The following is a 22,715-nucleotide window of genomic DNA, read 5'->3' as shown; positions in this document are numbered from 1 at the left end:
CTTCGTGACCGGCGTCTCGACTGCCTTGGAACGGTTGGGTACAATGCCCGCTGCGTCAGGCGAGGCTCCGGCGTGCGTCGTCACATGAGGGCGGGCATGGCTCCAGACATGAGCACCTACACCGAAGCCGAACGGCTGGAACTGCGAGCGCATGTGCGGGTGGCCGGTGAGATCACCGGAACCTACTGGCCCATGCGGACGTTCATACATCACAATCCCCTGCACGGGCTTGAAGAGCTGCCGTTCCACGACGCCATCCAGCGAGCCAACCAATTCCTGCGAGGGCGGGGCTATCTCCCGAACGAAGCCTATCGCGCGTACTTCCGACAGGGAACCATCTCACCGCGGCATGTCGAGGCGGTCCTGCGCCCGCTGGCGCAGGACGGCTCAGTGACCTGGGGAACGAGGACGATCAGCCACCTGGATGTGCTGCGGGCGCACTTCCTCCATGGCATCGGCCTGCCGACGCAGGAAAGCCCCGAGACCTGGTTGGCCCGGTCTTCCGAATCAGAGCGGCTGCTGATCACCATATTAGCGGCGGCCCTTCGCGATATCGTCCGGCACCGGTCCGGGGAAGCCTGCGCGCGCGCCCGGGTTGATGAGGAGCTCGCCGGATTGGGCCGCTTCCCGACCCTGGCAGGGTGGTGCGATCAGACGCTGGGCACGGAGATCACCGACCTCATCGATGGCGAGCTGAGCAAGTGGTGCGCCGCCTTTCTGGACGAGGGACAGGCGGCCTGGCCCATGCCGCATCGGGACGCCACGTTCTACGGAACGTGGAGGCGGTTGGCGCAAGAAGAGCCCAACGGAGCTCGATGGGGCGTCCCCGACTGGAAACGGAAAGTCGCCGCGCTCCCCGAGCGCCCAGAGGATGCGCTGCTGGAGAATCTCCGGCTGCTGGGTATTCCAAGCGAGAGCTGGCAGGAGTATTTCGCGCTCCATCTGGGCGCGCTGGTCGGGTGGAGCGGCTTCATCCGGTGGCGTTCGGAGCAACAGGGATATGCCTGGCAAGAGGCCTACCCGGCGAGTCTCGTGAAGTATTTGGCGATCCGGTTGTTCTACGAGCGTGAGCTGGTCGCCCTGCACTGCCGCCGGGCGCTCGGCATCGACGGTACCTTCCCAGCGATGCGCGATTACATGCACTGGCACCCGCTGGCCTATGTGCTCCGGCGAGAGCGGGTCGCAGGGCACCTTCCCGACCCGTACGCGCGCGACGTGGACCGCCTCGCTCTGACACCGGGAGCTTCCGCCGATGAGTGGGACACATTGGCGGAACGGTATCTGCGCGAGACGGCCGCTGCCGCGCAACGAGCGGCCGGCGTGCGGGCCGCCTGGCAACTGCTCCGGGTGGCTTATGCGTTGGAACTCGATCCCGCCATCCTTCGCACGGCGCCGCCGACCGAATTGTGCCGGGTCCTCGAGTGGCTCCGGATGTTTTCGGAGGCGCAACACGGGCTGTACTGGCTGCGGGCCTTGGAAGCCACTTGGCAGGATCGTGTCGTGGGACAACTCCTGCCGAACGTGCGCAACGGGGCCGCCCTCGACGGTCGCCGGGCATCGGGTGACGCCCCTCAGGAACCCTCAAGCCCGCGCCCCCAAGCCCAGGCCGTCTTTTGCATCGACGTGCGCTCCGAGGTGTTTCGCCGCCACCTCGAGACGATCGGAAATTACGAGACCTTCGGGTTCGCCGGGTTTTTTATTTGCTTTGTTCGGTATCGGTCCTTCGGCGCGCAGCATGACACGGACCAGTATCCGGTCATCATGAAGGCCAGGAATCTGGTCAGGGAGATTCCGCGTTCGTATCAGGAGCGCGCGCTTGACCGGCATCGCGTCGGCACGCGGATCATCCGCGGGTTGCACGCGCTGCTCCATGATCTCAAAGAACATGTGATCACGCCGTACGTCATGGTGGAATCGCTCGGATGGTTCTATGCCGTGCCCTTCTTCGGCAAGACATTGGTGCCCCTCTGGTTTCAGAGGGGCGCGGCCTGGCTCAGGCGTTTGGTGGCCCCACCGGTGTCGACGACCTTGACCGTGGACAAACTGACCAAGGAGGAGGCCGAGGAAATGGTGGCCGGTGAGCAGCGTGCGGCGATCCGGCACGCGCTCCGCAGCCGGCTGGGGCTTCCGGCCGGTTCGATCACGGCCGAGCTCGTGGAAGCGTTACGGCTCCGGGCGTTGAATGGAGATGGAGCGACCGAGCCGGCGATCGGCGCGCCCCTTCGCGTTCCGGGGCTCTCCGCCGAAGAGGAAGAAGCGTTCGTGCTCGATCTGCGGCGCGTCCACCGTGTCGATCGCCGCTGGGCGGCGGCCGAAAAGGAGCGCATCACGCGGACCGGGTTCACCCTGGACGAACAAGTCTTCACGGTGGAAACCGCGCTTCGGATGATGGGGCTCACCACCGGGTTTTCCCGGTTCGTGGTGCTCTTCGGCCACGGCAGCACCTCGGACAACAACCCGTTCGAATCCGCGCTCGACTGTGGGGCCTGTGGAGGCAATCAGGGCGCGCCCAACGCCCGCCTGCTGGCGGCCATGGCGAATAGGCCGAGGGTCCGCGAGCGGTTGGCCAAGAACGGGATCGCGATTCCGCCGGACACGCAGTTCGTGGCCGCGCAGATCGATACGACCACCGATGAGGTGGAATTCTTCGACCTCGAAGACGTGCCGCCGACCCACCGGAAGGATCTCACCCGTATCGTCGCGGACCTGCGCGAAGCCGGTCGGCTCACCAGCTTGGAACGCTGCCGTCGCTTCCCCGACGCGAGCGCGACTCTGTGCGAGCAGCGCGCGGTCCGTGCCGTCCGGAGGCGGAGCGCGGACTGGAGCCAGGTGCGCCCGGAATGGGGGCTTTCGCGCAACGCCGCGTTCATCATCGCGCGACGGGCGCTGACGCAGGGACTGGATCTGGAAGGGCGCGTGTTCCTGCACTCGTACGAGTATCTCGAAGACCCGGCCGGCAAATTGTTGGAGGTCCTGCTGACCGCGCCGCAAGTCGTCACGCAATGGATCAACATGGAGCATTATTTCTCGACGGTCGATCACGACGTGTATGGCGCCGGCAGCAAGGTCTATCACAACGTGGTCGGCCGGGTGGGCGTCATGTTCGGCACGCAGAGCGATCTCCGGATCGGCCTGCCGTGGCAGACCGTGATGGACGGGGAGCAGCCCTACCATGAGCCGATGCGGTTGCTCACGATCGTCGAAGCCCCGCGAGCGCGCGTCGAGGGACTCATCCAGCGCCATGACGTCCTGCGACGTTTTTATCAGAATGAGTGGGTGCACCTCATGGTGCTGGAGCGGGAGGAGCGAAGGTTGTATCGCTATCGACCGGCAGGGGGATGGCAGGACATCGACACGGACGGGGCGTTGGTCAACTGACTGCAAGGAGAGTGATCATGGCAGGCTTGACATTGCATCCGATGAAAGAGGTCCGCATTATCGTCGAAGGGGACAATCGGCCGTTTGTCACCGATTTGTTGGAGAAAGTGAACGCCACCGGATACACGATTCTCGGCAACGTCTCGGGCAAGGGCCATCATGGGTTTCACGAGGCGCATTACATGTTCAACGACACCGAGAGCCTGGTCATGATCATGACCGTGGTGCCTGAGGAGAAAGTGGAGCCGATTCTTGCCGGACTGCGGCCGCTTTTTGATCGGCACTCGGGCGTGATGTTCGTCTCCGATGTGGCGGTCAGCCGCCGGGAGCGCTTTTAATCGCGCGCGGGCTCGCCGGCCGGGGTTGTACGCCTGGCGTGCCGCCCCATACAAGGGGAAGTAGAAAGTCGGGATACGCAGGTCCCCCATGTCACATCCCGTGAACAATATAAAAGAGCCATGAGCAAGACACTGCCCCCCGCACCAGCGGTTGAACGCCCGTCGCTTCAAGAGACCTTCGTCTCCTATCTCGCCGTCTGGGTCGGCGAGAGCTTGCGGGGCGGCGTCGGCGTGGTGATGAACGGCGCGCTGGTTTTCGAAGATCAGCGATGGCGAGACCTGGTGGGTGACGAGCCGGGAGGCAGCCGGCAGACGGGCGATGCGGGAGAGGCTGAGGAACTCCCACAAGCCACGCGCGCGGGCCTCCTCCGCGAAGCGTTGCAGATCGCCGCGGAGCCGGTCGGAACGAGGCGCACGTGTCGATACCGAAGCCGAGGGACCGATCAGCTCCGGCGGCTCATCGAAGCCACCGTCACGGTCGTGCCGCTGCCGGAGGGGAACGCCGTCTTGGTCGTGCTGGAGGACATCACGGAACGGACTTGCCTGGCTGCCGAGGCCGCAACGGTCGGCCGCTTTCAATCGCTGTTGGCCAGAATCGGCGCGCTGGCTGTGAGCGGGACGCCGGTCCAGGAGATCATGCATGAGGCGGTCCGGCTGACCGCCGAGGCGTTGAACGTCGAGCTGGTCAAAATCCTGATTCCGCGCGAATCGGACGAGCATCTCTACCTGATTGCCGGCATCGGCTGGCGGGACGGCTTGATCGGCAGCCTCACCGTCGAAGGCGGCACGCATTCGCAGGCGGGATTCGCGATCCGCGAGCGCCAGCCGGTCGTGGTGCGCGATCTCCGAGCGGAAACCCGGTTTACGCCCTCCACGCTCCTCGCCGAGCACGGCGGGGTGGCGGGCATGAGCGTCCCGATGATGGTGCAAGATCGGGTCTATGGGGTCATGGGGGCGCACTGCAAATCCGTGCGGGAATTTTCCCCGAAGGAGTTGGAGTTCCTCTGCTCGGTCGCCAACACCATCGCCACCGTGCTTGAGCGCTGGCGGCGGGAGGAAACTCAGATCCAGCTCTATCACCGATTGTTCGAGCTGGTCCAGGATGGCGTCATGCTGACGGACACGAACGGCCGGTTGCTGGAATGGAATCCGGCCATGGAACGCATGGCCGGCTGGACGCGTGCTGAAGTGCTCGGTTGGACCCCGGCGATCCTGAAATCGGGCAAGCATTCTCCGGAGTTTTATGAACGGATCTGGCAGGCGGTGCGAGCAGGGACGCCCTTCACGGATCGGATCATCAACCGGCGCAAGGATGGTTCTGAATTTCTTGCCTGGGAAAGCATCAGTCCGGTCAAGGATCCGGACGGCACGATTCGGTACGTGCTTGCCATTCTCACCGACCTCACGGAGCGCGAGCGCATGTTGGAGGCGCTGCGCCACACCGAACAGGTGAAGCTGGTGGGACAGTTGGCCGGCGGCATCCTTCACGAGATTCGGAATCCGTTGATCGGGATCGGCAGCCTCGCGACGCATCTGGCGGAGCAGGCGGCGCTCCCGGAATCCGTGCGCGGCCGGTGCCGGCTGATCGCGGAGGAGGCGAGCCGGATCGATGCGATTCTCCAATCGCATCTGGGCCAGTTGCCGAAGCGGTCGTTCGAGTTTCGTCCCTGCGATCTGCCCGCGCTGCTCGAGGACACGAGAGCCTTGCTGCAGAACAAGCTGGAAGCCACGAGGGTCGCGGTCGTCACCGACCTGAGCCCTGCGGTGCCGTCGGTCGAAGCTTCCCGCGGTCATCTGCAGCAAGTCTGGCTGAACGTCATGATGAATGCGATCGAGGTGATGCCGCAAGGCGGGCAACTGACGGTGCGAGCGCACCCGGCGACCCTGAGAGGAGAGCCCGGGGTGATAGTTGTGTTCGAAGACTCCGGGCCCGGCATCGCGCCCGAGGATCTCGCGCACATTCATGAACCGTTTTTTACGAGCGGCAAGGCGAAAGGGGTGGGATTGGGGTTGACCATCAGTCGGGATATCATCGAGCGGCACGGGGGGCAGTTTACGATCAAGAGTCCGCCCGGGCACGGCGCGATCGTCGAAATCTGGCTCCCGGTGAGACAGAAGGAGTGAGATGGCTTGGAGGGTCTTGCTGGTCGAGGATGAGCGGTCGGTCCGGGAGGCCTTTGCGCTCCGGCTCAGCGATGCCGGGTATCTCATGCAGACCGCGGGCTCCGGCGAGGAGGCCTTGGCCTCGCTCCACGAGACGATGCCGGATGTGATCGTCCTCGATCTCGTCATGCCGCAGATGTCCGGTATCGATCTGCTGGGTCGTGTCCGGCAGGTCGATCCGGACGTGCCGGTCATCATGCTGACGGCGCGCGGGACCGTGAAGGACGCGGTCGAGGCGATGCGATTGGGCGCGTTCGATTTCATCGCCAAGTCGATCGACCTGGACGATTTGTTGCTCGCGCTCCAGCGGGCCACGGAGATGCTGGCGCTGGCCCGGCGCGTCAAATTGCAGAGCGGCCAGGACGCCGAGCGCTACGCCCTCGATGCCGTTATCGCCCGGAGCCTCGCCATGCAGGCGTTGATCCAGCAAGTGCGGGAGGTGGCCCGGAATGACCGCGTCACGGTGCTGCTGCAGGGAGAGACCGGCACCGGCAAACAGTTCATGGGGCGGGTGATCCACTACAATAGTCCGCGCTCGGCGAATCCGTATATCGAGGTGGATTGCCCGGCCATTCCACGCGAGCTGTTCGAGAGCGAACTGTTCGGGCATGAGAAGGGTTCCTTCACGGGCGCCGCGGGACGTAAATGCGGATTGATCGAGCTGGCCGAGGGGGGGACCCTGCTGTTTGACGAGATCGGCGATCTCCCGCTGGCCTTGCAGACCAAGTTGTTGCGCGTCATCGAGGAGAGGACGATGCGTCGCGTCGGGGGCACCACCACCATGCCGGTGGATGTGCGGTTCATGGCGGCCACGAATCGCGATTTGAAGGACGCCGTAGCCAAAGGTGAGTTTCGCGAGGATCTGTTTTTCCGGCTCAATGTGGTGACGTTGACGATGCCCCCGTTGCGCGAGCGTCCGGAGGACATCATCCCGCTTGCCGAACAGTTTGTGCTGCGGTCGGCCCTCGCGCTCAAGAAACCCGTGCGCACGCTCGGCGAATCGGCGCGACAGCTCCTTGAGCGGTATCGCTTTCCGGGCAACGTCCGCGAATTGAGCAACTTGATCGAGCGCGCCGTGATGTTCTGCGGCGGGACGGCGTTGGAGACGTCCCACTTCCCTTCGGATCTCAGAGACGCCGGACGACCCGCCGAGCCGCTCTCCGCAGCGGCGCCGGCCGTTGAAGTTCAACGTCCCGATCCGATGATGGTCCATCTGTCCTTTCGTCTCGGGGAGCGATCCTTGTTCGATGTGGAGGCTGACCTGATCGAGCAGGCGCTGGAACGGACCGGGGGCAACAAGACACTTGCGGCCAAGCACCTCGGGATCAACCGCTGGATGTTGGACCGGCGGCGCAAGGATATGGGGGCCAGTTGACGATTCGTCTTGCCCGGCAGGAGTGAAGCCGGTATCAGGGGCCAGGTTTCCGGTGTATCGGTAACGGGAAAAGACCGTGATATTCTATCGGCTGCACCATCCCGGTCCAACGGCATGCCTCCTCATCCTGACGGGGCTGGGTGGCTTTCAGGGGTGTGCAACGCCCGAGCCAGTGAGCGTGGTCCCGAATCGGGAAGCCACCATCGGCAAGACCAAAGAAACTCTCCTGTCTTGTGCCGGCCAGCCAATCCGTGAAGCGGTCCAGAATGATAGTGTCCTCTTTCTCTACTATAAGGAGACGTCAATGCTGGAAAAATCCTTTCCGACATCGAAAGGAAGTTTTCCACGTGCCCACCGCGGCTGCTGGGCGAGCGTGCTGCTGGAAAGGGATCGGGTTACAGACATTGGCTATCGATCTGTTCCGAGCGGTATCGATGCCTTGGACCACTGTGAAGCGATCTTTGAAGGCTGCAATCCCAATCCATAACGATCATCACCCAGCGTTGTCGGACGCCCAACCCGGCGGATTGAAGAAAAGATACGCTTCGCGGAAGCTTGTGCTTGACAGGCATTCACGCTTTCTGTACAAGACGCTTCGCAACTCAATCGCCTCCTCTTCTGCGATCCCGTGGATAAGCGCCAGAAGGGGGAGGTTGCCGGAGTGATGAGAATGGATCCTGGGGGTAGTACTCTGCCTCACATAGGCCCAACCACCTCAAGGCCTGCCACCGCATCCTGGGGCGCTGGCTGGTCTGTTCATCTCGTTTTCTGATCCACGAGCGTCATGGCAGTTCCTGCCCGGCCTGCGTGGACGGGCAATAGGAACTTTATCATGGCGTTCATTCTGCTTCTCTCTCACAAGAATCCACCTCCCCACGGTCGCGCCTCAGCTCCCGCTACGGCCCGGGCGGGGCTCCAAGGATATCTGCGATATCCCTGGTTGGGAAGCCTCTTCGCGATGATGGTCGCCTTCTTGCCGCCCTCGGAAGTGTTCGCTGTACGGCCCTTCGTGACCGACGATGCCCGGGTGGTCTATCCAGGACAGCTTGAGGTGGAAAACTTCGGGGGCATCACCCTGGGCCGGGGTCGTACGCCGGGTTTCGAGGTTCGTTCGCTGCAGGGCAGCTCCGTAACGGACCGGTTGGAGATTATTGGAGGAGGTTTCGGGTTTCAGTATGAAAACAACAAAATGACCCCGCAGGATCTCGTGTTTCAGCCGAAGTATGTCCTCTACCGTTCCTTCGGCCTCGTTCCATCGGTGTCCGCGGCTGCAGCCGTCTTGGCGCCACTCAGTGGAAACAAACAGCTCTGGAACTCGTATAACATGCTGCACGTCAGTTGGTTCCTCTTCACCCCGCAAGACAGCACCGATCCCTACGATAATGGCCTGGCGATTCATGTCAATCTGGGGACCAAAGGGCAATACAATGCCGGGCTCGGAGGACGGTGGACAAACAAACTGTACTGGGCTGCCGGCTTCGAGGTGATTACGCCGATCAGCCGAGAACTTCGAGTTCTGGGCGAGGTCTTCAATGGTGATCCGTTCAGCTTCGAGGAGGAATTCCCCGCCTATCAGGTGGGGTTCCGCTGGTACAAGACCCCGAATCTCCAGTGGGATCTTGTTCTCCGAGGGGTTCGCGACGGAGGGATCGGCTCGGGCGTCGGGGCTGGAATCGAGACGGGCCCAGGGTGGAACTATACGCTTCAGATCGGCCTACGGTTTTTGATGGACGACGTCTTTCCTTTTCGCTGATGGTGAGGCCAGGAGGGTAGCGATGGGACTGGATAGCGTGTTCAGCATGTTTAGATTGACGGCGACAGCAGGTCTCAGCCTTTGTCTTGTGGGATGCGGACTCGACGGGATGAGAGGCACCGTGCTCGCCATCGAGGAGAATCGCTACGTGATCCTCGATCTCAGCGGTCAAGAGCTTTTGATCTCCGTTGATGAGCACTCCCGCCGGGATGGCGCCATACCGGGAGACGAGGTGCGGGTCTTTGTGACGAAAGACGGGTACGCGGCGTACATTCAGAAGATCGAGCCCTAGCCCTAATCCGAAAATAAATCTGCTGTCATCAGGCTTTCCGCGGGTCCTGTCGCGGCGAACAGCCCGACCGTGTTCACTCCACCCATCCGCCCGTGAGGCCCTTTCGTTGCGTGTGAGACCCGAACCAACTCAGCTGTGGGGCGGAAACGGTGAATCAGAATGAGCGGGGCCTCGAACAGGCAGGAGAGCAGGCGAATATATAAGTGTGGAGCGTGTTCTTTGGTTCGGGATCTTGGCAACCAGGGTGAAAATTGACGGGATGCACTCTCCTCTCTATACTTGCCGTCATGATGCATCTTCGGACGCGGTTTCCTCTCGTGGTCATGAGCTGGCTCGCGCTCGTGATTTGTCTTTCGACCACGGGAGACTTCGTGATCGATCTGGTGTTTGAAGAGCCTGACGTGGCGGCCGATGCTCGCGCCGCGACCGAAGAACCGGACAATGCCGCCGAGCATCTGCTTATGCCGAGCCAGGGCGCAGGCGGTTCAGCCGCAGACGCCGGCACGGCGGCTGCGGATCTCGATGCGTCCGCCATCACCGTCACGGTCATAGGCGCCGCCGCTCCGAGAGCGGTACTTCGACTTCATCCGCCCCCCAGAACCAGGCCCGTTTCCTTCTCTACTCCGCTTCGCGTTTAGTCTCATCCAGCGTCTCCGCTGCATGCGCTCGGCCCGTTGATCGGAGAGCGCCGTTCTTTTGCTGTTTTTGATGGAGGCCTGCGATGCGACACGAGAGTATTGTTTCACGTGGTCCATGTCTTCTTGTTCAACTATGCCTGACTGCCTGCGTCACCCTTGCGCCGAGCCTCCCGACAACCGTGAGCTGCGTGCTGGCGGCGAACGGCATGGCGGACGGCGAACCCGCTTGGCTCGATACCATGCAGATCGAGGGACTGATTCATACAAAGCACGACACCGTCTCCCGGCTGCTGTCCCGCCCCTTTCCGGGCGAATTCACCCGGTCCGAAATTGAAGAATTCGAACGACGGGTGCGGAACCTCAGTTTGTTTGACTATGTGCGGGTCACGCGCGACGGGTCCATGCTCAGAGTGGACGTCCAGGAAAAAATCACCCTGGCGCCCATCCTGAACTTCACCAGCGGCACCAGCGTGAAGGATCTCAACGCCACCGTCGGCCTTGTGGAATACAATCTGTTCGGCGCGGGCACCCAGCTCGGCGGGCAATTCAATTACAGTCAGCGGGGACCGAACGTCGACGTATGGCTTTCACAGCATCCCTTTGCGCCCGACCGATGGGCCAAAGAGATCAAGGGATCCTACAACGTGAACAGCATCCGGTTTGCCGATTCGGCTTCGACATGGAACCGCCAACGCATGGGCGGTGAGTTGGAATTCAAAGGACCCTACCGATATGGGTCGCCGTTGCGGTACGAGGTCGTCGTCAGAGTGTATCGCGAGATGATCGAAGACGTGAACGGCGCTCGCCGCCAGCCCGACGGATACTACGTCGGCGTGATTCCCGAGCTGACATGGGATAAGTACCACTGGCACGATCTGGTGCCGACCGGGTACCGCTTCGCGCTGGAGCTTCGGCCGGGTTTCTTTTTCGGCGCAAACCAGCAGCGCCATGAAGCCAAGTTGCGGTACCTCCACGGTATTCCTTTGGGGCCGACTACGGTCGTGATGCTCAACGGGGTGGCGGAAGCCGTCAACGCGAGCGGGAATCCGAATCACAGCCTCTTGATCGGCAGTATCGCCGGAGTGCGGGGGCTGTCCGATAACCTGTACCGCAACCGCGCGCAGGCCTATATGAACCTGGAGCTGCGGCACGCCGTTCAGGTGGCGCCCCGCTGGGCGATACAGGGTGTGTTGTTCTCCGACTTCGGGGCGTTCCAATCGTTCACCGAGGAAGGAGGGCCCCGAGACTGGCTCGGAGCCGTCAACGCGGGGGCCGGGATACGCATCGTGCCGACGTTCCTGGCCAATACGCTCCTGCGGGTGGATGTCGCGCATCTGTTTTCGCCGAGTCCGAATTCCCTGGTTCAGATCGGCATCACCCAGTACTTTTGAGCCGGCGTGGGGAGACGTCATGTGCATCTTGATTGCGGCGAGAAGATCGTGGGGAGTCCCTGCCGAAGTGAAACGGGCAACGGGCGTTTAACCGAGGCAGCCTCAGAGCGGCCACAGCCGGGAAGTAGCCGTCGCTGCGGGGAGGGCCCCGGGGGCGTCACTGTGTATCATCGGCACGATCAATGGTGATCGCAAGGATGCCAGTGGCGCCTCGGGTCATCCGTAGCGACCTTGTGCCGGTGCGAGAGCGCACGGCGTGCGGCATAGCTCGTGCGCGGACAAACGCTTGTCAGGAGATTCTGGAACCCTCGCAGCAGTTTCCCGTTCGACCTCACCGTCGCCGGCTTGTCCTTTCCTCCACAGAATAGGCCCGTTGGCGGCTGGCCGGAATCGTCCGTTGCCGACGTGTCGATTCAGCATTGACCTTGCGTGTGTTTTGAAGCGTGCGGGTCATTCCATCGGAATAACAAATGAGGCTGAGTCAGTTTATCTATTTTTCGATTGAGCGTTGGGTTGCTATCGTGAGCCTCGAAATGAGAGGGACCGCCACGGGTGAGTCTGAAGCCCCGCCACGATGACGGCACAGGCGCTGTGCCTCACACGGGCCACGCAGTGAGGCAAGTCTGCTTGTCGGCAACGGCGAGGGCGGGGCCGACTCCTGTGACGGCCGTGGCAATCACACACAGCAACTCGGTGAAAGATCCGAGAAAGGACGGCGACTATGTTGGAGCGAAGTGCGGCGGGGAGGACGGTGTGGTCCATCGTGTTGGCCGGAGGGGAAGGGGAACGGGTCCAGCCATTCGTGCGGCGATGGCTGGGTCTGCCTCGCCCGAAGCAATATTGCGCCTTCGTCGGAACCCGATCGATGTTTCAACACACGGTGGACCGCGCGAGACGGCTCGTGCCCGGCGACCGAACCGTCGTGGTCGCGGCTCGCCACCATCGGCCCGAGGTGGAATCGCAGTTGCGCGGCCGGCCGATCGGCAAACTTCTGTGGCAACCCGCCAACCGCGACACGGCCGCGGGCGTGTTCCTGCCGCTCTCGTACGTGTGGAGGCGCAATCCAGAGGCGACGGTGGTCGTGTATCCGTCGGATCACTTTATTTGGCCGGAACCGCGATTTCTCGACACGGTGCGGCGCGCGATCGCATCCGTTGAAGCCATGCCGGACCGGATGCTCTTGTTGGGCGTCCAGCCTGATCGATTGGAGACCGAGTACGGCTGGATTATGCGCGGCGCGGCGTTGGGCGGATCGCCGGCGCATCCGGTCCGCGCGGTGTCCGCGTTTGTGGAAAAACCCTCGGCGGCGATCGCGGACGCAGCGTTCCGGCTCGGAGCCTTATGGAACACGCTCGTCCTCGTGGCCAAAGTGGAAACGTTATGGTTGGCCGGGTACGCCTGTGTTCCGGACATGATGCCTCTCTTTGAACGGCTGGCGTCCGCCTGGGACGGGCGGGACGAGCGTGCCACCGTGGAGGCGGTTTACCGGGAGATGCCGGCGTATAACTTCTCCGCGCACCTGCTCCAACGGGCGCCGACCCGTGTAGCGGTCATGGAACTGACCGGTGTATTGTGGAGCGATTGGGGCAAGCCGGAGCGAATTGTGGAGACGATCCGCCGCATCGGCAAGACGCCGGCGTTTCCCTTGAGCTGCCTCGACCGGCCGTTCGCCCCGCATGCGGTTCCGGAGACGGCACTACGGATACCGACGCCGGTCTAAGGCGCAGGACACTGAAAGGAGCATCGTCAATGACCACAAAACAGTTCAGCGCGCGTGACTGCTTGGTCCCGATCCTTGCCGCCGTACTCTGGTGGCCCGGGCTTACCTTGGCCGCCGGCGCCGGGACCGACCGGCCCGACGAGGAGCAAGCCGTACGGGTCTATCGCGAGGTCGTGCCGGCAACCGTTTTTATTACATCGTCGTTCAGTTCCGGCAGTGGCCGCCGAGCGACGATCGGTTCCGGATTCCTGGTGGACGACGCAGGCACGATCGTCACGAATGCCCACGTGGTGCACGGCGCTCATACGGTCACAGTAAAAATGTACGACGGCCAGCGCGTCCGAGCGGAGGTGCTCGGCATCGACACCTACAGCGATGTGGCTGTCCTGCGGCTCCATGAGCTCAAGGGCAAGGTTCCGTTCCTACGGTTCGGAGCATCCGATTCCCTGCGTATCGGCCAGCGCACCTTGGTCATTGGCAATCCCTATGGGCTGGGCTTCGGCCTCTCCACGGGCATTATCAGCGGACTGGATCGATTGCCTCCGGGGTTAAGCTTGACCGAAGCACGGGTGCCGCTGATTCAAACGACCGCTCCGATCAATCCAGGCGACAGCGGTGGTCCGTTGGTGGCCTCCGACGGCCGCGTCATCGGCATCACGACGGCGATGCTTTCAGGGACGCAGAATATCGGATTTGCCGTGCCGGTGAACATCGTGAAGGACGTGGCGGCGAAACTGAAGGCGACAGGACAGGTGCGACGCCCCTGGGTCGGGGTCGGCGGCAAGTTCGTCACGGAGGAGATACGGGAGTTGTTCGTCTTACCCTTGGCCGACGGCCTGCTCGTGGAGGAAGTGTATCCGGGCAGCCCGGCCGATGACGCCGGTATTCAACCGGGAACCGTGGATGTCACCGTCGCGGGCGAGCCCTGGATGATGGGAGGCGATCTGATCGTGTCGATGCAGGGACAGCCGATCCGCAAGACGGAGGAATTCGTCGCATTGCTCGGTACGCTCAAGATCGGCGACGCCCTGACGGTCGAACTGCTCCGCGATCGACTGCGGAAACGGGTCTCGATGGTCGTGGGCGAACGTCCCCATGCGCTGTCCATCATTGTTCCAGTCCCCGACCGATCCAGCCCGACGCTCCTGCCGCGCGCATGGCATGGAGATGCGACCGATGCCGACTCGCCGGTCGCCTCCGGAGGAGGATTCTATGGCGACAAATAGTGATTTCGTGGAGGCTCGGTTGCGACATGTGGTGCACCCCACCGACTTCTCGCCGGCCGCTCTGGCGGCATTCCACCATGCGCTCAAGCTGAGCCTGGGGCTGACGGCGGACCTCACCATCATGCATATGGACCCGCAACGTGCCGACCCGGATTTCGAGGACTTTCCGCGTGTACGGGCGACGTTGTCCCGTTGGGGTCTGCTGCCGAAAGGCGCCACCAAGGAGCAGTTGTTGCAGTTGGGGCTCGGCGTTTCAAAGATTCGCGCCATGGAGGGTGATCCCGTCGCCTCGATGGTGCAACTGCTGTGGCGCAAACCGGCCGATCTCCTGGTCGTGGCGACCCACGCAGGTGATCAGCTGGTCGGATGGCTCAAGCACCCGATGGCGCCTGCGCTCTCGCGGAAATCCCGCACCATGAGCTTATTCGTCCCAGAGAATTGTTCCGGCTTCATCGCTTCGGAGACCGGCGCCTGCCGGCTGCAACGTGTGCTGATTCCGGTCGCCCACCGTCCCCTCCCGCAGGCCGCGATCGAGGCGGCCTGCGCCGTGGCGTATGGGTTGGGGGCGCACGATGTGTCGTTCGAGCTTTTCCATGTCGGGTCACCCGACGACCTGCCGCAGGTCCTGACCCCTTGGCGGAACGGGTGGACCTGGAGCCGGGCGTGTTCAATGGGAGTCGTCGTCGATGAGATTCTGACGGCGGCGCACCGTCAGGCCGCCGACCTCATCGTGATGGCCACGGAGTGGCGGCAGGGCCTGCTCGATGCGCTGTGGGGAAGCACGACGGAGCGGGTCCTGCGGCAGGTTCCCTGCCCGCTGCTGGCGGTGCCGGTTCACGACTCATTGAGGTTAGTCGATCGTCATCCGGCGGCGTGAACGACAGGAGATTCTATGAATCGGGCTCCCTGTTCAGCCTGGTTGACAGTCGAGGCTCGATGGGAACACTGTGCAATGAAGATTGGGCGGCGGTCTTTCAACCGGAAGAGTGGGCGAGGGGGTCCGTACGGAGGCGCTCCATCTTCCACGCGGTACACACGCGAGACCTGGAGTCGCCATTCGGCCAGGGTTCTATTCATGGGAGGCATGGCATGAACAAGCTGAAAGGCATCGGGTTGCTGTTGATCGCGAATGTGCTGATCTTTGTCACCCTTTCGATCTCGTTTCAGATCATGGTCCACTCTATTCTGCCCGCGTTCGGGATCGACGTTCGCGGCGCAATCAACCAGCAGGATCTTGTGTGGGCCCTGGTGATCGGATTCGGCGGCGCATTCCTCAGTTTGGCCTTTTCCAAGCAGATGGCCCGCTCCATGCTCGACTGCCGGCCAATCACGCAGCCACGCTCTCACGCCGAACAGGTGATCTATGGGTCCGTGCAGGAGATCGCGCAGCGACTCCATATGGCAATGCCTGAAGTCTGGGTGTATGACTCACCCGATCCGAACGCCTTCGCCACCGGCCCGAGCAGGAACAACTCGATGGTGGCCGTGTCCACCGGATTACTGCAGCACCTGCGCGAAGAGGAAGTCAAAGCCGTGCTGGCCCACGAGATGGGGCATGTGTACAACGGAGACATGTTCACGACGACGGTCTTGGCCGGCCTGATGAATACGTTCGTCTATTTCATCAGTCGCTGGGTGTACCGGAATCTGGCGGAACGCAATGCCCCTCTCGCGTTCGGCGTGTATATGTTTCTCCAGATCGTCTTGTCGTTCCTCGCCATGATTCCGATCAGTTGGTTTTCGCGGCGGCGCGAGTACGCCGCCGATGCGTTTGCGGCCAAGGTCTACGGCCGAGACGCCATGATCTCCGCATTGCGGGCAATCGACAGATGGGTCCATCGCGCGCAATGCGAGTATGCGACGCAGGACGCCCTCGCCACGATGAAGATTTCGGGAAAAACAAGCGGGTTTCTGAGCCTGTTCGCGACGCATCCTCCCATTGAGGCACGGATCAACGCACTCGAACGTGCCTGAGGTTGCGAGACCGTTATCCAGGGGTCTCCGATGTACGCATGGGTCATCGCCGTCATCGTGGCAACCATCGCCGGTTGTCAGGCCCGTCCGGATGCGAGGTGGGAACAGGTCGGGAAGACGCCCGAACAGGCGCGGAGGGATTATCGCGAGTGTCGCGTCGCCGCGATGCGCGGGATGGAATCTCCGGGCGGATCGGAGTCACGCACCGAAGAAGATGTGGCGGACTGCATGGAGCGAAAAGGATATCGCGAGAAGACATGGGACCGGTTCGTCTGCTGCAACCGATTGTTGGGGAGCTGAACCGGCGGCTACGCCGGATGTCGCATCGCGCGGGGGATGAGACCGTTGCGTCTCGTCGACCGGCGCGGCGGCGAACAGGAGGTTACGGTACATGATAACCGATCTTCTCGCGGCCCGGTCGTTGATGGCGATGTCGCTGGGGTTCCACATCATCTTTGCGGTGGTGGGCATCGGCCTGCCGCTGCTGATGGTCATCGCCGAATGGCGCTGGTTGCGAACCGGTGACGAGGTCTCTTTGACGCTGACACAACGGTGGGCGAAAGGATTGGCGGTCCTGTTCGCGGTCGGGGCGGTCTCCGGCACCGTCTTGTCGTTCCAGCTCGGGCTACTCTGGCCCGGATTCATGGCCTGGGCCGGCCCGATCGTCGGCCTGGCTTTTTCCATCGAAGGCTTCGCATTTTTCACCGAGGCCATTTTTCTCGGCATCTATCTCTACGGGTGGCGGCGGCTTTCTCCCGCGGCGCATTTGGGCGCAGGCTTCGTCGTCGTGCTCAGCGGCGCCGCTTCCGCGGTCATTGTCGTGCTGGCCAACGGATGGATGAATACCCCGCGCGGATTTCGCGTCCTCGACGGCCACCCGACCGACATCGATCCGGTGACGGCGATGCTGAATCCTTCGGGACTGTTTCAAGTGCCGCACATGTTGCTGGCCGCCTATGCGGCGACCGGATTCGCCGTCGCCGGCATCCATGCCTTCCGGTTGCTGCGCGATCCGGACAATCCGTTCCATCAGCGCGCCTTCGCCGTCGCCTGTGCGGTCGGCGGAGTCGCCGCGCTCTTCCTGCCAGTGAGCGGGGATCTCCTAGCCAAGGCGACAGCCGAGCATCAGCCGTCCAAGCTCGCGGCGTTCGAAGGACAATTCTCCACCGAATCGGGCGCGCCGTTTCGGCTGGGCGGCATTCCGGATCTCGATCAAGGCCGGCTCCGCTACGCCGTGGAGATTCCCTATGCCCTGAGCCTCATGCTGTACCTCGATCCCTATGCGACAGTGACGGGCCTGGATGCCGTGCCGCGCGAGGAGTGGCCGCCGGTCGGCGTGGTCCGCACGGCGTTTCAGATCATGCTCCTGGCCGGGGTCTCGATGACGGCCGTCAGCCTCTGGGGTGGCTGGCTCTGGTGGCGGCGTGGATCGCTCGTCCGTTCGCGGCGCTTTCTTCAGGCCATGGTTGTCACGGCGCCGCTGGGGTTTCTCGCGATTGAAGCGGGATGGACGGTCACGGAGGTCGGCCGGCAACCGTGGATCATCGCGGGCGTCATGCGGACGGCGGAAGCCGTGACGCCCATGCCCGGGCTCGTCGTGCCGCTGGTGTTCTTCGGGGCGCTCTATCTGTTTCTGGCGGCAGTGGTGGTCTGGGTGTTGTTCCACCAAATCGGGGCGAGTCCTGCGGGAAAATCGGCGCGGCGCAACACCGAAGAGGCGTGGGGTGACGCATTGGCTGTCCCGGTCGTCGGCGTCGCGGAGAAGCCGGAATGAGCCCGGAACTGATCATCGCCGGCGCGCTGCTGATCGCGCTGACTGTCTATCTATTGACGGGCGGCGCCGACTATGGGGCCGGGGTGTGGTACCTGTTCGCGAACGGCGCGCGAGCCGGCGCACACCGGGCGCTCATCGAGCAGGCGTTGGCTCCCATTTGGGAAACCAACCATGTCTGGCTGATCCTGGTGCTAGTGCTCCTCTTCACCGCGTTTCCCCCGGCCTTCTCCGCCATCGTGGTCGGTCTCCATATTCCTTTAACGTTGCTGCTGGTCGGCATCGTCATGCGTGGCGCCGCGTTCGCCTTCCGCTACTCGGATGTCCCGTTCGGCGCGCTGCATGCTCAGTGGGAGCGGCTGTTCGCCCTCGCCAGCCTGTTGACGCCGTTCTGGCTCGGCGTCGTCATCGGGACGACCGCCGGCGGTCTCTCCGCCGCTTCCGGCGGTTTCGTCGCGACCTTCGTCAGCCCCTGGCTGCAAGTCTTTCCCTTCCTCGTCGGCCTCTTGACCGTCATGATGGTGGCGTACCTTGCGGCCGTCTATCTGGCCGTCGAAGCCGAGGACAACGGGCTCAGGGAGGACTTTCGCTGGCGCGCGATCGCAACCGGATTGGCGGTCTCGGTGCTGGATGAGACGGTCCTGCTGGCGGCGCGACACGGCGCACCCATCACATGGGATGCGTTGACCGGCACCGCTTGGGGAGCGGTCGCCCAATTCGCGACCGCGGCCGCCGGTCTTGCCGCCCTGGTGTGCCTGTGGCAACGGCGTTTTCGCTGGGCCCGCCTCTGCGCCGCCGGGCAGGTCACGTTGACGCTCTGGGCCTGGGCGTTCGCTCAATTCCCCTACCTCGTGCCGCCGAGCCTGACCATCTACACCGCCGCCGCGCCTGCGTTGACGCTCCGGTGGCTGCTGCTTGCGCTGGGCGCCGGCGCCTTGGTGTTGTTCCCGTCGCTCTGGTATCTCTTCGGCCTCTTCAAGCCGCGAGCGCTGTTCAGCCACGACGGTCCGCCGCCGAGCGGGGACCGAACACCGGAGGGACGTCACGGATGAGCCATGGCTACGACTATGATCTCCTGTGCATCGGCAGCGGGCCCGCCGGCCAGCGGGGCGCCGTACAGGCCGCCAAGCTGGGCAAACGCGCGGCGGTGGTCGAGCGAGGGCGTGTCGTCGGAGGCGTCTGCGTGGCGACCGGCACGATCCCCAGCAAAACCTTCAGGGAGGCGGTCCTCTCCTTGAATGGACGAGCCGGGTTTGGGCGGGCCGGGCAGGGCGCGGGACCGGTCATCCGGCCGACCGCGGAGGGGTTGTTCGCCCGGGTCGCGGAAGTCGAACAACGCCAGAGGGACATTATCGAGGACCAACTCCAGCGGAATGAGGTGACGGTTTTCAAGGGCGAGGCCCGGTTCATCGATCCGCACACGGTGGCCGTCACGAGCAACGAGGCCTCTTCCGTCGTCACCGCGGCGCACATCCTCATCGCGGTGGGCACGATTCCCGCGCCGCCGCCCGGCGTGGCGACGGCGCCGGACCTGGTCGTCACGAGCGACGAGTTGCTGCGCCTGACGCGCTTGCCGCGCCGGCTGGCCGTCGTCGGGGCGGGGGTCATCGGCATCGAGTACGCCGCCATGTTTGCCGCGCTCGGAATCGACGTGACGGTCATCGACAAGCGGGATCGTCCGTTGGAGTTCCTGGATCGGGAGATCGTGGACGAACTGCTCTCTCAAATGCGGAATTGCGACGTCACGTTCCGGTTGGGCGAGGAGGTGGAGCAGCTGGAGATCGTCGAGGGACCACCCCGGCGCGTCGTGATGCGTCTGCAGTCGGGCAAGCGGCTGGTGTCCGAGCTGGTCTTGTTCTGCGCCGGGCGGCAAGGGGCGACCGCTCAACTCAATCTGCCCGCGGCGGGGCTCACCCCCGACGAGCGCGGACGCCTGACCGTCGATCGGCAGTACCGCACCGCCGTGCCCCATATTGTCGCGGCCGGCGACGTGATCGGATTTCCCAGTCTGGCGACCACCTCCGCGGAACAGGGGCGGTTGGCCGCTTGCGTGACCTTCGGCGTCGAGGCCGATCCCATGGCCTCCCATTTTCCCATCGGGATCTATGCGATACCGGAGATCTCGATGGTCGGTGAGCCGGAGCATGAGCTCACGATTCGCCGAGTGCCCTATGAGACGGGGCGCGCCCGCTATCGGGAGATCGCCCGCGGCCATATACTAGGCGATGACAGCGGCCTTTTGAAGATGCTCTTTCATCGGGAAGACCGGCGCCTCCTCGGGGTGCACGTGATCGGGACCAGCGCGACGGAGTTGATCCACATCGGTCAGGCCGTGTTGGGGCTGGGCGGTGGACTAGACTATTTTTTGACGACGGCCTTCAACTATCCGACTCTGGCGGAGTGTTACAAGGTCGCGGCGCTGGACGCGCATAATAAACTTTCCGCGTAAACGAATCGGCCTGAGGCAGTCGGCGCGGCGGGAAGGACGCATGTATGTATGATCGTGTGACGGAATCCGGCAAGCGGCTCTTCGTCTGGATGGAGCGCCTGGACCGCTGGGGGTATATCGCGATCGGGTTCAGCCTGCTTGCCGTCAGCATCCTGCTGTTTTTTCATGGTTGGGCTGAGTTTCTCGACGCGCTCAAGAGGACCGACGCGTTTCTGTTCACCAGCTTGACGCTTGTCAATAGTCTGCTCCTGATCGTCATTCTGTTGGAGCTGTTCCGCACGATCGTCCGCTTCTTGGAGACCGACATTCTGCGTGTCGAACCCTACCTGGTCGTCGGGATCATCGCGTGCATCCGGCGCATGTTGACGGCCAGCGCGGAACTCGGCGACCTTCGCCACGTGCCCGATGAGTTCTTCGACAAGTATCTCAAGGACATGGTCATGAACGCGGGGTTGGTCATCGTGTTGATCGGCGGCGTCTATCTGCTCCGAATGCGCCCCGTACCATCCGACCAGTACGACGCCGTGCCGGCGGCGGGGCCGAGGCAAGAGGCCGGTCTGAAACCGGCTTCGACGTTCCGCGCCTAGCCCGTCTTGTCCGGATTTATTTGCGGCGCCACGCCACGGTCACGTCAGTATTTCGTGACGCGCTTTGTCGATGATGGCCAGGACGGCCGGATGCTTGAGCCGCCGCTCCACCGTGATCGCGTAAAACCGCTGTGTGACGGAATCGAGTCTCCCCACCACCTGCACGTGGTACTGCCGGCAGATCCTCTTTTCCATCGTGGTCGAGCCGGGAAACAGGCCATATCCCTCCTGTCCGAACGTCTTCAACGTCGCGCTGTCTTCAAATTCGCCCACGATGTTGGGGTGAATCTCATGGCGGACCAGCCAGGCGTCCAGCAATCGGCGGAGCGTGGCGCTGACTGTGGGCAGCAGCACCGGAGCACCCATCAACGAGCGCGGAAAATTCCGGCGATAGCGGGAGGCCAATTTCGCGGTGCCGAAAAGCGTCACGCCGGATTCCCCCATGAAATGATTGTAGACCTGCACACGGATGTGCGGCGGCGCCGGGGTATCGGCAATGACGAGATCGAGTGCATGAGTGGCCAGGTCTGCAAGGAGCTGCTCCAGCTTGTTTTCCCAGCACACGATGCGGGTCGGTTGCGCCGGCGTGAAGGCCGACTTGAGCAACTGGGAGGCCAGCAGCTTGGGTATCACGTCCGCGATGCCGACGGCCAGGCGCAAGGGTTTCCCCGTGCCGCGTCCCTTCACGGTGTTCATCAGGTCGTGCCCCAGCGAGAAGATCTCCTCGGCGTACGTGAACACCATGCGCCCCATTTCCGTGAGCGCCAAGTGACGGCCTGCGCGCGCAAACAGTCGTTCACCCAGCGCGTTCTCCAGCTCCCGGATCTGCGCGCTGATCGTCGGCTGAGCCAAGCGCAACTCCTCGCAGGCTTTGGCGATAGTGCCGTGTTTGGCGACCGACCAGAAATACAAGAGATGGTGATAGTTCAACCATTCCATGATGTAGGATCATACATCGAAATATACAATGATACTAGCTCCATTTATCTATTTTTAAATAATCAGATCGGTTGCTATCGTGATGCCGACACGAGAATCCGGAACCGAAATGGAGGTGCCATCATGATGACGAGACCGATGCGGCGCGCGGTGTCGGCAGGGGTGCTCGGTGTGGCCCTCTTCAGTGCGCCGGCGTGGGCGGATAGAGATCGTCAAGGGGACGTTCCGCCGATTCCGGCCGACCCCCTGGTGGTGATGGATGGAGGAGAACCCCATGGGCCGGAGGTGGCACCCGGGTCATTGTCCCTGATGCGTGACGGTGTATCGCTGGATTCATACAAGAACGGGGATCTCAGTACGGGCGGGGTCCGCACGGGGACGGATCGTAGGTCCGTGGCCGGGGCATATCCTTCGACGAATGTGACCAGGCCGAGCGAGATTCTCAAGCCGGAATCAGGCGCCGCCGGCCTTCCGATCTGGCGCTGGTAGACCCGGTGGATGAGCAGGGAGTCCATGCATAGCAGGCTGTTTAAGTTTGCGACCGGTCGTGCGCGTGGAGCCCGTGCGTGCCAGCACGGGCGTGTGCATTCGCACGGGTCTTTCGAGCATGAAACGGCTATAGCGCGGTTACGATGATGGTCTTCCGTCATGTTTCCTTTCATTTAAGCCACCTCTTTCTATGAGAGGTATGACACGCATGCGCGGCCTTCTTCTTGCTCTC

At 63.0% G+C, this 22,715-nt stretch carries 20 protein-coding genes; 19 read left to right on the top strand and 1 reads right to left on the bottom strand.

The window, feature by feature from the left end; genetic code table 11:
* Positions 1 to 96 precede the first annotated feature (96 nt).
* From NITMOv2_RS13835 to NITMOv2_RS13750, 18 genes are all read left to right on the top strand, one after another.
* The gene (locus NITMOv2_RS13835) at positions 97 to 3,378 is read left to right on the top strand and encodes a DUF2309 domain-containing protein (protein ID WP_187299211.1); all 3,282 of its coding nucleotides are present in this window, start codon (positions 97 to 99) and stop codon (positions 3,376 to 3,378) included.
* Positions 3,379 to 3,395: 17 nt separating this feature from the next.
* Entirely contained in the window at positions 3,396 to 3,716 is a 321-nt protein-coding gene (locus NITMOv2_RS13830) for a P-II family nitrogen regulator (protein WP_053380424.1), read from the top strand.
* Between the two features lie 120 nt (positions 3,717 to 3,836).
* On the top strand, positions 3,837 to 5,840 hold the full coding sequence (locus tag NITMOv2_RS13825) for a PAS domain S-box protein (protein WP_053380423.1): 2,004 nt from the start codon (positions 3,837 to 3,839) through the stop codon (positions 5,838 to 5,840).
* Position 5,841: 1 nt separating this feature from the next.
* The gene (locus NITMOv2_RS13820) at positions 5,842 to 7,254 is read left to right on the top strand and encodes a sigma-54-dependent transcriptional regulator (protein ID WP_053380422.1); all 1,413 of its coding nucleotides are present in this window, start codon (positions 5,842 to 5,844) and stop codon (positions 7,252 to 7,254) included.
* A gap of 76 nt (positions 7,255 to 7,330) precedes the next feature.
* Entirely contained in the window at positions 7,331 to 7,741 is a 411-nt protein-coding gene (locus tag NITMOv2_RS23540; protein WP_145976339.1) for a hypothetical protein, read from the top strand.
* A 345-nt stretch (positions 7,742 to 8,086) separates the two neighbouring features.
* Complete coding sequence (locus NITMOv2_RS13810; RefSeq protein ID WP_053380420.1) at positions 8,087 to 9,007, top strand: hypothetical protein; 921 nt, start codon at positions 8,087 to 8,089, stop codon at positions 9,005 to 9,007.
* A gap of 109 nt (positions 9,008 to 9,116) precedes the next feature.
* Entirely contained in the window at positions 9,117 to 9,299 is a 183-nt protein-coding gene (locus tag NITMOv2_RS13805) for a hypothetical protein (RefSeq protein WP_145976338.1), read from the top strand.
* Between the two features lie 287 nt (positions 9,300 to 9,586).
* Positions 9,587 to 9,937, top strand: coding sequence for a hypothetical protein (locus NITMOv2_RS13800; protein ID WP_053380418.1), 351 nt, complete (start codon positions 9,587 to 9,589; stop codon positions 9,935 to 9,937).
* Between the two features lie 206 nt (positions 9,938 to 10,143).
* Positions 10,144 to 11,328: a BamA/TamA family outer membrane protein gene (locus tag NITMOv2_RS13795; protein ID WP_145976337.1), complete on the top strand. Its 1,185-nt coding sequence runs from the start codon at positions 10,144 to 10,146 to the stop codon at positions 11,326 to 11,328.
* 721 nt (positions 11,329 to 12,049) lie between these two features.
* Positions 12,050 to 13,048: a sugar phosphate nucleotidyltransferase gene (locus NITMOv2_RS13790; protein WP_053380416.1), complete on the top strand. Its 999-nt coding sequence runs from the start codon at positions 12,050 to 12,052 to the stop codon at positions 13,046 to 13,048.
* 29 nt (positions 13,049 to 13,077) lie between these two features.
* On the top strand, positions 13,078 to 14,274 hold the full coding sequence (locus NITMOv2_RS13785) for a S1C family serine protease (RefSeq protein WP_053380415.1): 1,197 nt from the start codon (positions 13,078 to 13,080) through the stop codon (positions 14,272 to 14,274).
* Positions 14,261 to 15,151 (top strand): universal stress protein, encoded by an 891-nt coding sequence (locus tag NITMOv2_RS13780; protein ID WP_053380414.1) that lies wholly within the window; start codon positions 14,261 to 14,263, stop codon positions 15,149 to 15,151. Before NITMOv2_RS13785 ends, NITMOv2_RS13780 begins: the two co-directional genes overlap by 14 nt.
* A 212-nt stretch (positions 15,152 to 15,363) precedes the next feature.
* Positions 15,364 to 16,248, top strand: a complete 885-nt coding sequence (gene htpX, locus NITMOv2_RS13775; RefSeq protein WP_053380413.1) for a protease HtpX — start codon at positions 15,364 to 15,366, stop codon at positions 16,246 to 16,248.
* Between the two features lie 30 nt (positions 16,249 to 16,278).
* Positions 16,279 to 16,548: a hypothetical protein gene (locus NITMOv2_RS13770; RefSeq protein ID WP_053380412.1), complete on the top strand. Its 270-nt coding sequence runs from the start codon at positions 16,279 to 16,281 to the stop codon at positions 16,546 to 16,548.
* Between the two features lie 91 nt (positions 16,549 to 16,639).
* Positions 16,640 to 18,022 (top strand): cytochrome ubiquinol oxidase subunit I, encoded by a 1,383-nt coding sequence (locus NITMOv2_RS13765; protein WP_202967230.1) that lies wholly within the window; start codon positions 16,640 to 16,642, stop codon positions 18,020 to 18,022.
* Entirely contained in the window at positions 18,019 to 19,071 is a 1,053-nt protein-coding gene (locus NITMOv2_RS13760) for a cytochrome d ubiquinol oxidase subunit II (RefSeq protein ID WP_053380411.1), read from the top strand. Before NITMOv2_RS13765 ends, NITMOv2_RS13760 begins: the two co-directional genes overlap by 4 nt.
* Positions 19,068 to 20,468, top strand: a complete 1,401-nt coding sequence (gene sthA / locus NITMOv2_RS13755) for a Si-specific NAD(P)(+) transhydrogenase (RefSeq protein WP_053380410.1) — start codon at positions 19,068 to 19,070, stop codon at positions 20,466 to 20,468. Before NITMOv2_RS13760 ends, sthA begins: the two co-directional genes overlap by 4 nt.
* Positions 20,469 to 20,512: 44 nt before the next feature.
* Positions 20,513 to 21,055 carry a phosphate-starvation-inducible PsiE family protein gene (locus NITMOv2_RS13750; RefSeq protein WP_053380409.1) on the top strand — a complete coding sequence of 181 codons (543 nt, stop codon included), beginning with the start codon at positions 20,513 to 20,515 and terminating at the stop codon, positions 21,053 to 21,055.
* Between the two features lie 39 nt (positions 21,056 to 21,094).
* Here the strand turns inward: NITMOv2_RS13750 and nhaR are convergent, their stop codons facing one another.
* Complete coding sequence (nhaR, locus tag NITMOv2_RS13745) at positions 21,095 to 21,994, bottom strand: transcriptional activator NhaR (protein WP_053380408.1); 900 nt, start codon at positions 21,992 to 21,994, stop codon at positions 21,095 to 21,097.
* A 123-nt stretch (positions 21,995 to 22,117) separates the two neighbouring features.
* Between nhaR and NITMOv2_RS13740 the strand changes: the two genes are divergently transcribed.
* Positions 22,118 to 22,483, top strand: coding sequence for a hypothetical protein (locus tag NITMOv2_RS13740; RefSeq protein WP_053380407.1), 366 nt, complete (start codon positions 22,118 to 22,120; stop codon positions 22,481 to 22,483).
* The last annotated feature ends 232 nt before the right edge of the window (positions 22,484 to 22,715 follow it).

The sequence above is a fragment of the Nitrospira moscoviensis genome, assembly GCF_001273775.1.
Taxonomy (GTDB): domain Bacteria; phylum Nitrospirota; class Nitrospiria; order Nitrospirales; family Nitrospiraceae; genus Nitrospira_D; species Nitrospira_D moscoviensis.
This window is presented reverse-complemented; position numbering and strand designations above follow the sequence as displayed.